Genomic DNA, 12299 nt, shown 5'->3' with positions numbered 1-12299 from the left:
TTAACAGTCACTTTTTGAATTAAGATTCTGAAATATTTAGTTTCCATATTAATCATTTTCATGATGACAATGCGACCTGTATTGCCACTGATAAACTATGCAGTAAACTATGATTATATTGTAGAAAACCTTTGTGAAAACAAAGCAAAACCTGAACTGATGTGTAATGGTAAATGCTATGTATCCAAAGAATTGACCAAAACAAATCAGGAACAGACGACTCAAAATGGTCATAAAATCTCTGTTCCTTCGACTGATGTTTTTTTGGTTGCCGAAGATTTCAAATTTACCCACTCGGACATCGATAGTGTTCATCAAGACTCTATCAGTACTTTCTGTACGGATCCTTATCATTCCGAATACCATTCAAAGATATTTCGTCCACCTTCAGTTTAATTGACTCTCATTCTTAAAAAAAGAGAACTGTTAAGCAATTAGATTAAACCTAGTAGCAACATTATTAATGTCTGCCATTATCATCCGTGCGCAAAACCTACGCAAGACGGTATAATTCCGATTGAAATCACAAAGAAACTTAATCAACCAAAACAATTTAATGAAATCCATTTCAAATACTCTACTAAAAAAAAGTTTTATAAAAAGCTTTCCCCTACTCTGTTTTATGACAATATCTAATTGTTTTAAAGCTCAGAATCAATCAAGTGCCGTTGTATCAAGTGTTCCCATCAATACAGAAGTTTTAGGGAGCAACCGCGGTCTGGCTTTTCAAATGATTATTGATAAAAAAATAAAAAGCGTCCCCAAACTCGGTTTTTTCAGTGTTACTTCTTTGGTAGGAGAATGGGGTGAAGATAAAGTGAATGATTATATGACGCAAGCCAGTCTTACTTATGAGATTGTAAAAGGTCTGAAATTCGCCGCCGGTTTTCACGTGACGCCGGTAAAAGGGATGCGTCCGATTGCCGGACTGATTTACAGCAAAGCCACCCCCGATTGGTTATTCGTCGCAAATTCCCGAATAGATTTCTCCAGCGACACCAATATAGAAGGAATGTTCTTAGTTGAATACAAGCCGAAAATCAGTAATAACTGGCGTTTGTACACGCGAATTCAAGCCTTATATGAATATAGCAGCATTATCGATATGCAGACCCGAAGCTATCTGATGGCTCGTGCAGGTGTAAGCTACAAAGAAGTAACATTTGGTTTAGGAACCAATATCGATTATTACGGACCGGAAAAATTCAATGAAAACAGTTATGGCATTTTCATAGGTTTTCTTCTGTTTTAATTTAATTGCTGAGAACTGAATCAATATAACTTAACAATCACATAGTCAATTTTAAGTTTTTGGTATCAGTACACGAAATTTCAAGATCAACAAAATCCAACAAATCAAATAATTTAATTCGTAATGTATAAATTAAATATAAAAAAAAGGAGCTTACCATCACATCAACACTTTGTTAAATTCCTTTTTTTGATTTCTATTTTCACTGTCACTTCCTCTTTTGCGCAAACCAATTATACGCTGCAGGGTATGGTAACAGATGTGGACGGCGGTGGATTATCAGGCGTCACCGTAGTGCAGAAAGGCACTCCCAATAGCTTAAAAACAGATCGGTACGGTCATTTTACCTTTGAAACAAACTTTAGTGAAGTCACTTTAGAATTCTTACATTTCGGTTTTGACCGAAAGGAAGAAAAATACACGAAAAATAATGCAGGTTCCGTGATGGTCATTCCAATGACTCCAGCAGTGTCATTACTGGAAGAAGTCGTCGTCACAGGATATCAGACGCTTAACAGAAGCTCCTCCACTGCTGCAATAACAAAAATTTCTCAAAAAACCTTAAACGAAAACCTCAACACCAATTTGGCAAGTGCTCTGGAAGGACGTGTTGCAGGTTTGATGTTTCAAAAAAATCCGGCAGGAATTGGCGGAGACAAACCTATTCTAAGAGGAATCGGAACCTTTTCTTCCCTTCAGGTTGGCTACAGCCCGCTGTTGGTCATTGATGGTTTACCCACTGAGTTGACATTGGATGAGATCAACCCTTATGATATTGAAAGCATAGATGTACTTAAAGATGCAGCTGCAGCCTCTATTTATGGTTCAAGAGCTGCAAATGGGATTATTGTTTTAACAACCAAAAAAGGAAGCGGGAATTTAAAAGTGACTTTCAATTCTGATCTATTTCTTGCTGAAAGACCCATTTTGAGGGATATGAATTATGCCTCTACAAGTGAGTTAATTGATTTTGAACAGGATGTTTATAATAGAGAGCGATCGAAATTTGCCAATGTTGCCACGATGTTCAATAGTTATGGAGATATCGGAAACAGCAGTATCAAGTATTACAGCCCTCTTTATCAGCTTAACAGAGATCTGGAAGAGGGTAAAATTAACAATTCTGATTACAATAAAACGCTTAGCCAATGGAGAAAAAATGACTACAATAAAGATTATCGGGACAATGTTTGGCAAAACGAATTAAGACAACGTTACAATATTGCATTTTCGGCTGGAAACAACAAGTACAATACGTATGTATCATTGAATTATGATCAGGCAAACAGGCGTATTGTGAACAACGATAGCCGTGCATTAAATCTTTATGCAAAGAGCAGTTTTCAGGTCAGTAACTGGCTAAATGCGACCATTGGTTTAAACGGAACTTACAGTAATGAAGATGTTACGGATGGCAGTTACGGAAATTATGATATTCAAAAAAGGTACGAACGTATTACTGATGAGAATGGAAATCGAGTAATATCACCATTTGTGGGTATCAGTGACGGTTTTACCTCCGGAGGGATTATCAATCCGGGAGTGGCTGCAAAAATAAATGGACTAAGTGGTTTTAAACCTGTCACTTTTAATATTTTAGACGAGCTTCAACAAGGTATTACAAAACAAAACTCGCTAAGTTTGAGAGCCTTTGCCAACCTAAAAGCCAAGATCTGGAGAGGTTTAAGTTTCAGTACACAATTTCAGTACGAAACAAGAAGAAACGATAACGAGCAGTATTATGATATTAATTCTTATAAGATGCGTTATGCGACCAATTCTTTAACCATATATAATCCCACAACAAATGCCTACACCTACGTAGACGGTTTTTCAACAGGAGGACGATACAGGCAATTGAGCAGTGAGGTAAACAATTATTCTTTTAGAAACCAACTGGATTTCAGTCAGAATCTTGATGGAGACAAGCATGCTATTACAGCTTTATTAGGTACCGAAATGCGTGAAACTTTCGTCCCCAGAACAGTTGAACAGTTACGATACGGTTATGATCCTGTTACCCTCACTTCTTCAATAATCAATAGTCTTGCATTGAGCCAGACCGGCGTTCCGAGTTACATCTACGGAAATAACAGAACCTTATCAGCCGGATCAAGAGTGCAGACAGAAATTTTGCATCGTTATTTTTCGGTATTTAGCAGTGTCGGTTATACTTTTTTATCAAAATACAATGTGGCTGGAAGTTACAGGGTAGACAGAGCCGATCTCTTTGGAGTAGATCCAAAGTACAAAAACCGTCCGTTGTGGTCTGTAGGTTTAGGATGGAATGTGAGCAACGAAAGTTTCATGAAAGAAATCCAATGGGTAAACGGACTTAAACTGAGAGCTACTTATGGCGTCAACGGAAATGTAGACCAGAGCACAACACCCTACATTACAGCGAGAAGAAGAAATGATAGACTATGAGGTGTTATAGAATCATATTTAAAAAGGCTCATCTTTCGATGAGCCTTAACATTGCACAATATTACAGTCTAGCGCAGTGTGAACATAATGGCTTACCGCCAGTTCCGCTCCGCTTGTTTTCTGTTTCAATGTTGTTACCCTCCGTACAAGAAGTGTTGTTGTGGTGTACAGTTTGTTTGATGCTGTGAAAAGCTGTTGTTTTTGCCATAATTATTTTATTTATTTGTTAGCATCGTAAAAATGGCAATTAAATAAATATTTCAATTACGGGAATCCTCATTCAACAATGTTTTTTTCATTTTTTATAATAATTCTCCAAATATTCCTAATTTACAATTTTTCTGTTACAGTTTATTATATTTGTAATGAACTACCAACCAATGAATAAAAACACTACTCCATATCCTAAATCCCAAGCCATTTACATTGATGGCAGAGACAGAACTGATGAGATAGAATATTATTCATTTGAAGGTGGTAAGTGTATCGTGGTTTATAAAAGCAATGGTAAATCTTATTCTTATCATCAGAGTAAGATTAAAATTATAAAATCTGCTCTACAAACTCAAAAAGCAGAAAATATTTTCAGTTATTTTAAAGAAATTGCTGGGACTATTGGCTTAAAAACAGAAGAGGGAAATAATATCCTTGCTGACAGCTACGAAAGAATATCTTTTATTCCTGAGACTTCGATTCTTTCCAACTATCTCAACCAAAAACAACCGGAGAAAAATTTACATTCCTCTCCTACTGAGATTTTCCCATTTGGTTTTAATCTCAGTCAGAAAGATGGAGTCAATGAAGCTTTTTCAAGTTCATTAAGTGTTATTGAAGGTCCTCCGGGAACCGGAAAAACACAGACTATCTTGAATATTATTGCCAGTGCAGTGATGAATAATCAGACTGTGGCAGTAGTTTCAAGCAATAATTCTGCAACCAAAAATGTTTTTGAAAAACTAGAGAAGAATGGGATATCTTTTATTGCAGCTCTTCTAGGAAGTTCTCAAAATAAAAAAGAGTTTATAGAATCTCAAGCTGAGATTCCTGATTTGTCAGATTGGAGTTTATCTTTTGAAGAGGCAAGTGCTCTTAAATTGTCTAATACCTTACTTCTTGCTCAGCTTTCAGAAAAACTGGAATTCAAAAATGAGCTGGCTTCACTGAAACTAGAAATTGAAAATATAGAAACAGAATATCAGCATTTCTATTTCGCTAACACTTTGTTCGCAGAGGTTCGTTTTAAAAAGAATTTCAGTTCAGATAAGTTGCTTTCGCTTTGGATCACGATTGAAAACTACGAGCAATCGGGTAAGAAATTCAACTGGTGGCGAAAATTAACTTTTCCTTTTCTTTATGGCGTGAGAGACAAAAACTTTTATAAACTGCCTTATCAGGAGTTGATCAGATTGGTTCAGTCAAAATACTACACCACAAAAATTTCTGAGCTTAAGTTGAGAAAGCAACAATTAGAATCGGCATTGCAGGATTTTTCTTTCGATGAGAAAATGAAAGAATACTCAAAAGTTTCGATGCAGTTGTTTAAGAATACACTGTTTGAGAAGTACAAAGACAAAGAACGTAAGGAATATACAGAGCGAGATCTTCTTTTAAAATCAGAAGAGTTCATCGAAGACTATCCGGTGATTATGAGTACCACTTATTCTCTGAGAAGAAGTCTTGCTGAAAATGTGGTGTATGATTTCGTGATTATTGATGAATCATCCCAAGTAGATTTAGCAACAGGTGTGCTGGCTTTATCCTGCGCTAAAAGAGCGGTGATTGTAGGTGATTTAAAACAGCTTCCGAATGTGGTCGATAATCAAACAGCACAAAAGACAGATTTTATTTTTCAGAACTATCAGCTTCCTGAAGCGTATCGTTATTCCAACCATAGTTTACTTTCATCTATCACAGAATTGTTTCCTGATATTCCTAAGACCCTTTTAAAAGAACATTACCGCTGCCATCCTCAAATCATAGATTTCTGCAACCGTAAATTTTACAACAACCAATTGATTATTTTATCCGAAGCCAAGACCGATAGAAACCCTTTAGTAGTTTATAAAACAGTGGCAGGAAATCATGCGAGGGAACGAATTAATCAGCGGCAGATCGATGTTATTACTCAGGAAATCATTCCACAACAAAGTTTGGAAACAGTAAATTTAGGAATTGTAACGCCATACCGAAATCAGACTTCAGCTTTACAAAATACTTTTCAGGGAACCCAAATCAAAGCAGATACGGTAGACAAATTTCAGGGAAGAGAAAACGATGTGATTATTCTTTCCACCGTAGATAATGAAATATCTAATTTTACTGATAATCCCAATCGTTTAAATGTTGCTATTTCCAGAGCAAAAGATCAGCTGATTCTGGTCGTCAACGGAAATGAAAGTGAGAAAGACAATAATATCTCTGACCTGATTCGATATATTGATTATCACAACTTCACCATCGTCAACAGTGAGCTCCACTCTATTTTTGACTATCTGTATAAAGGCTATGAAGAGAAACGAAGAACTCTCCTATCAGGTCAAAAGAAAAAATCGATTTTCGACAGTGAGAATTTAATGTATCTGTTGATAAAAGAAGTTCTTTCTCAGGATGAGTTTTCTAAATACGGTGTGGTTCTTCATTTTCCTTTAAGAAATCTTCTGTTGGATTTTGACAAACTTTCTGAAGAGGAAGAACGATATGCTAGACATCACGCCACCCATCTTGATTTTCTGATTTATAATAAATTGGGCAAAAATTCTGTTTTAGCGATAGAGGTTGATGGTTATGAGTATCATCAAACAGGAACCCGACAAAGCCAAAGCGATGCAATGAAGAACGAAATTTTGGAGAAGTATGGAGTTCCTTTGTTGAGATTTTCGACAACAGGAAGTGGGGAAAGGGAGAAGCTTATTAAAAGGCTAACTATTATAAAAAATTAATGATCTATTTCTTCTGTACTACTTTTTATAGCTTGAACAGAAAGAAAAAGTACCGAACTTGAGATGTTCGGTACTTATAAATTCTTAAGGAGCAATCCAATCAAAATCAATTAAATGATCAAGATTGTTAGTTTCTTTTTTGTCTGGGTTTGATCTCAAATATTAATTTTATGGTTATCCGTAATTGGAGCTTTTATTAAAAAAAATCTTCAAATTGTACTTTTAACAGCAATCAAGCCCATCCTGATCTAAAATAAATATTATGTCTTTTCTTCAACAATTGACAAATATTACATTTTACTCAAAAAACTTGTTCAAAAAAAGATAGGAAAACAAATCGAAAAAGGAAAATTATTTTTTCAGATCTCGTTTTGTATGAAAGTTCTTCTTCAATTCATCCTGAATATTAACATCCAAGTCATTGAATTCTTTTCTCATTAGCCATTGATCGATTATGGGATTCCATAATGCAACAAGAACCATTGTTTTACTTTTGAAATAATCTTAATCTGTTTTAAGATTAAAATAATATTGTTTAACTAAATTTACTGCAATGAGCACAATTCAAGCAATCAAGCCAGGACCAAACCTAACAAACCAAATGGTGGGCCTGACAAAAGGAGAAGGGTAAATCCTCCTAACCAGCCAAAACATCCAAAATTAAAACCTCATGAACATGAGAAAGGTGACTAAAATTGGATAAAACTAAGAAGCAGCCGACACAGCTGCTTCTTTTAATTATTTTCAATAAAATTAATGTTCCTTAAAAAATTAAAACATCCTTCAAAATCATATTCTTTGTTTTTCAATATTTCAACTTGAAACTTAACAGGCAGATAAGTTCCCCATTTAGAAACATTGATTAATTTAGGATTCAACTCCAAATGTTTTCTAATAATATCATTAATTTGGAGATCACTCAAACTGAATGATATAATTTCATTAATGGACTCTACTTCTGTATTTTTTTTAAAAGTAAATAAAGATTTGTGATCAAAATAGTGGTATTCTACTCCCAAATAATCATATATAAAACCAATCGATTTGTTTATTTTAGAACCTGCAAAAGAAAACAATTCTAAATTATTATTGCTATTCATCAATGGTCGCTGAAACTCAAAATTATTCATTGAAAATACTGAAAATTCAGTTCGCATATCATCAAGAATGAGGTGTCCTACTTTATCTAAAAATTCATACTGAACATTTGAAAATAGCACTTGCAGCATTTTCTCCCGTATCCTGTGAGCAGTATCCGCACCGTCACCCAAAAATATAGGTTTCTTTCCGTCGTTGGTGCGAATTACTTCAATCTTATTCATCTCGTAATCGACATATTTTATCTTCCATATTTTCGCAGACAAAAAAATGTTTTCATTTTCTTTTATCTGTGGACTTAAAGGAAGTTCACCTATTTTAACGCCCTGACTTGACACCTTAAAAAAAGTGGGAGTATGAAACATACTGTAAAAGTCTTTGTGGTTGACAACTTTTTCTCCTTCTACACCGATGATGTATTCGTGACCTAATTTCTCTAAAAAATCAATTTCCTGAAGATGCTCAATAATTTCTTTTACATCATTCTCGGAAATATTGCTGAACGTAGAATTTGCAGCTATTTTAGCTAGAAGTTCATTCAGATACAAGCCAGAGCTTCCTTTTACAATGGACAAAATCTGATGTACTAAAACATCGTAAGGTTTTTCAATGATCTGAATTGGCTCAATATATTGTTCTGAATACAATAACCAGCAGGCAAGTGACTGCAAAAGGCTCCATCGATCAGTCGAGTACAAGTAAAGATTGCTGGCTTTACCTTCCCTTCTACCACTTCTACCAACTCGTTGTATAAGCGATGCAATACTGTGCGTAGCATCGATCTGAACTACTTCATCAACATTTCCAATATCAATTCCAAGTTCTAAAGTTGATGTACAGGAAATACAGAAATTTTCCATCTTTGCGCTTTTTGCAAAAAACTCAACATATTCACGTACTTCTTTATCAACCGATGAATGATGTGAAAAGTAATTCTGATGTCCACCAACTCTTTCTGAAATCTTTTTTAGTTTAACAGCAACCTCTTCAACACGTCCTCTCGCATTCGGAAATATCAGTATTTTAGAATCCCGAGTTCTGATATATAAATCCTTTAACAGATCAAGTGGCAATTCTTCGACACTTCCAGGGAAATATTTAAAAAGTGCATTAATGGGCTTTGGAGTTGTATCACGAAGGATTGTGGTGTTCTCAGAATTCCCTAAGTAACCTTTAAGTTCAGCATATTGATTTACATCGCTTACCGTAGCTGATAGCCCAACTGCACTAAAACGACTACTATTTACTTGTTGAAGCCTGTTTAAAAGCGATTTTAAATGTAATCCTCTTTCAGAACCTAGAAAGGAATGGATTTCATCGATAACAATATAATCAAGTGAGGAAAAAAGATGATGAATATTTTGAGGTCTGTTGACAAACATCGCTTCTAAAGATTCAGGAGTAATCAAAACAATTCCTTCAGGATTTTTTATCAGATGATCTTTTTGAGCTTTAGAAGCCTCACCATGCCATTTCGTTACTTTAACATCCAAATACTCACAAAGTTTCTCAACCCTCAAGAACTGATCATTGATCAATGCTATGAGTGGAGAAATATACAAGACTTTCACCCCCTTTTCTTTGAAATTTACTTTCGATAAAATAGGAAGAAAAGCAGCTTCGGTTTTACCTGAAGCTGTTTTAGATATAATAACGTAATTGTTATCCGTACTTAAAATTCTTGGAATACTGGCTTCCTGAATTTTTCTCAGACTTTCCCAACGTTGATCTCTGATGTATTTTCGAATCGGCTCCGATAGTAAATCGAAGGCTGTCATAGCTCTTCAATACTATCTAAAATTGCTAGATCATTAGGTCTCTCGTCAGAGATTTCAATCTCACCGAACAGACGGTTTTTATCAACATCTGGATTTTGTCTGATAATATTTAAAATATTCAAAAAGTCCCTGATCACTTCTCTCGGAGTTAGAAATTCTGAAGCCCCGGGTTTATTGAACATTTCTTCCATAAAAGCAGAAATATCATCATCTGAAACATTGAGTTCTGTTTTGTAGTTGAAATCAAAGATAAACTTCAATTTTTTTAGCAAAACGAATATTTCATTGTGGTCAAGTGGTTGTAATTTGATTACAGGTTGAGCATAATCTCTTATTTCCAGACTTTCAAATTTATTGCTCTCCAATCTGGACTTTAATGCCTGATAACTAAATAATCCTCTCCTTTCATTTTCAAGGAAATCTTTCGTTCCAGCAAAATTGATGAAAAGATTAGAAACCTTGCCTTGAAAACAATCATTATAAATGCTTAGTATTTTTTCATAATTTTTCTCACGAACAGCAGAAGTAGAAATTTTATAAAGATTAATTGCTTCATCCAAATTAATCATAAAACCACTATATCCCATATTAACAAACAGCTTACAGAAATTCTTCAGCATATCATAATAATTGGTATCGTTGATTATTTCTCTAATACCTAAATCCTGACGTGCTTCAGTCTTCGTAGCATATTCACCTTTGAGCCACTTAAGAGCATTTCTTCTTAAAAGTTCGTCATTATTGATATATCCGTCATAATATTTCACAATAACAGAACCGAAATCAAAACCACCTACTTCAGTAATCTCATTGACTGTTTTCATGATTGAGTTTCTGATTAAATCTCTATACTGCTCACTTCGGATGTCTGTCAATAAAATTTTGTTTTCTTCAGCTGTCCTGCTAATCACCTGCTCAATCCATTTTTCAAGAAGTATTGGTAATGCCCCTCCTTCGGGTTTAGTCTGAATGGCTATATTATCCATAATAGATGAATATAAAATAACGCTTTTACCATCATTGGAATATAATCTGTTATCAGGCGTAAAATCTGCGTTTGCGACAACAAATTTCTGTTTCATTGCCACTGTATTTAGAAGATGGAGCATAAATGACTTACCGCTTCCAAAATCTCCAATCCAGAATTTGACGATACTGTGTCCGTTCTTTACCTCTTCCAGTGAACTTATTGCCGCATTAACTTCTTCAGACCTGCCAACAGCGATATGTTGCACTCCGATTTTTGGAACAACTCCACCGGTCAGAGAATTGATAATCGATGTAGCTTCTTTTGGTTTAATATTACTAATCATTGTTAAGTAGTTTTTTAAAATATTCTTTGTTTGTGGTATAATACCCTTCATCTTCCTCAATCAAAACATCGTCTAACACATCATATAAGATATCATTAATAGATTCTAACGTAGCACTGACAAACAATCGCTTAGTTCTCATATAATCTTCAAAATCGGATTGTAAAACGCTCATTCCGTTCTTTTCAAAATAATCTAAAACTTCTAACTGGGTATCGTTTAAATAAAGGTTTTGCACATATTTTGAAGAAACGTCATTATCAAATGATTGTATCACATTAAACTGCAAATCATCATCATCCTTTGAAATCACGTCTGATACTTGTACATCTGACACTTCATTTTCCTCAGCGAGCAAATCTCCCAGTTTTTGGGAAGTTTCAGAATCTAATCTTTGAACACGATCTATAGCAGATCTATCGATGATAATTTTTTTTCGCTTTGGGAGATAGATTTTATCAAGGCTGTCGATAGCAATTTTTAGATTTTTATTAAGAATAAACTCATTTACAATATTTTCAAACTCTTCAAATTGTTTTGAGTTTGAAAAAAGGTTTTTCTGAATACTCTTTGTAAGCTGTTTTCTGTCAAACTTATTGCTGTTAAGATCTTTTTCTAAATAAAGGAAATATAATCTTAGAGAAGCATTTTTATCGTATGCACTGATAAATTTTGAAGCTTCGAAATAAATAGTATCCAATGAAGGATTTTTACTATTTACCTCTGCTAACCTTTCAATCTCTCTCTCAAATGACACCGAATTACTATAATCGGATACAATATTTTCATATCTATCTTTCCATCGATTGGTATTGGTTTCATTCAAAATTATATTTGTCCGATGATCAGCGTCTAAAACTTGATGCTTATTTATTTCAAGAAAAACATCTGCTTTTGATACTATTTTCTTGTAATATTTATCTGCTATCTCTGGTTTAGTATATTTGAAATCAGTATTAATTTTACGTTTTATTGAATAAACATCGCGAACGTTATTCTCACATAGCTTCAAAAGATGGTTTAAGATTTCCGTTTGAATTGATTCAAAAGTATATTTGTAATTCAAACTATCTCGCCTATAATTATATTCTAAAACAATTATTATTTCAGTAATCTCATCAATCACAGAAGAATAAGCTCGGTTAACTGGTTTACACTCCTTCTCTAGAAACTCTACTGTTCTCATTAATTGCTTTAAAATCTGAATACGGCAATAGCCAATCTCATTAAAAACATTATCATTAAATGATAAGTGATTGAGAAGTTTACATTGATCTTCGGTAAGGGAGAGTTTTTTTAAGTACTTCTGACCGATTTTCCACTCATTATACTCATGAATATTATTATTATTTTTATTGTTAGAAATTGGCTGTTCTCTATAATTAATTTGAACTTCAGACATGTCTGAAACATCAATTATAAAATCATCTCCTCTTGATGAATTAGGATCTGAGTTTTCCATTAGCGATGGTTATAGTTTTTACTAAGATAA

7 protein-coding genes and 1 pseudogene are annotated in these 12299 nt (G+C 34.2%); 4 read left to right on the top strand and 4 right to left on the bottom strand.

Going from position 1 to position 12299, the window contains the following annotated elements:
• Nucleotides 1-60: 60 nt before the first annotated feature.
• The 4 genes from OH814_RS00620 to OH814_RS00605 all read left to right on the top strand — a co-directional run bounded on the left by OH814_RS00620 (nt 61) and on the right by OH814_RS00605 (nt 6618).
• On the top strand, nt 61-396 hold the full coding sequence (locus OH814_RS00620; RefSeq protein ID WP_228445030.1) for a hypothetical protein: 336 nt from the start codon (nt 61-63) through the stop codon (nt 394-396).
• A gap of 226 nt (nt 397-622) precedes the next feature.
• On the top strand, nt 623-1252 hold the full coding sequence (locus tag OH814_RS00615) for a hypothetical protein (RefSeq protein ID WP_185145463.1): 630 nt from the start codon (nt 623-625) through the stop codon (nt 1250-1252).
• 189 nt (nt 1253-1441) lie between these two features.
• Entirely contained in the window at nt 1442-3679 is a 2238-nt protein-coding gene (locus tag OH814_RS00610) for a TonB-dependent receptor plug domain-containing protein (protein ID WP_308826737.1), read from the top strand.
• A gap of 380 nt (nt 3680-4059) precedes the next feature.
• A complete protein-coding gene (locus OH814_RS00605; RefSeq protein ID WP_308826736.1) occupies nt 4060-6618 on the top strand; it encodes an AAA domain-containing protein in 2559 nt (852 codons plus the stop codon).
• A gap of 84 nt (nt 6619-6702) precedes the next feature.
• Here OH814_RS00605 and OH814_RS20575 read toward each other — a convergent pair.
• The 4 genes and pseudogenes from OH814_RS20575 to OH814_RS00590 all read right to left on the bottom strand — a co-directional run.
• Nucleotides 6703-6780: pseudogene (locus OH814_RS20575) on the bottom strand (DUF3892 domain-containing protein); the annotation flags it as partial.
• Nucleotides 6781-7352: 572 nt separating this feature from the next.
• Nucleotides 7353-9494, bottom strand: coding sequence for a DEAD/DEAH box helicase (locus OH814_RS00600; RefSeq protein WP_308826735.1), 2142 nt, complete (start codon nt 9492-9494; stop codon nt 7353-7355).
• Nucleotides 9491-10807, bottom strand: coding sequence for an ATP-binding protein (locus OH814_RS00595; protein WP_308826734.1), 1317 nt, complete (start codon nt 10805-10807; stop codon nt 9491-9493). The genes OH814_RS00600 and OH814_RS00595 overlap by 4 nt, the downstream gene beginning before the upstream one ends.
• A complete protein-coding gene (locus OH814_RS00590) occupies nt 10800-12269 on the bottom strand; it encodes a tellurite resistance TerB C-terminal domain-containing protein (protein WP_308826733.1) in 1470 nt (489 codons plus the stop codon). Before OH814_RS00590 ends, OH814_RS00595 begins: the two co-directional genes overlap by 8 nt.
• Between the last annotated feature and the right edge of the window lie 30 nt (nt 12270-12299).

It is taken from the genome of Chryseobacterium sp. CFS15, from assembly GCF_031118795.1.
GTDB lineage: Bacteria > Bacteroidota > Bacteroidia > Flavobacteriales > Weeksellaceae > Chryseobacterium > Chryseobacterium indoltheticum.
This window is presented reverse-complemented; position numbering and strand designations above follow the sequence as displayed.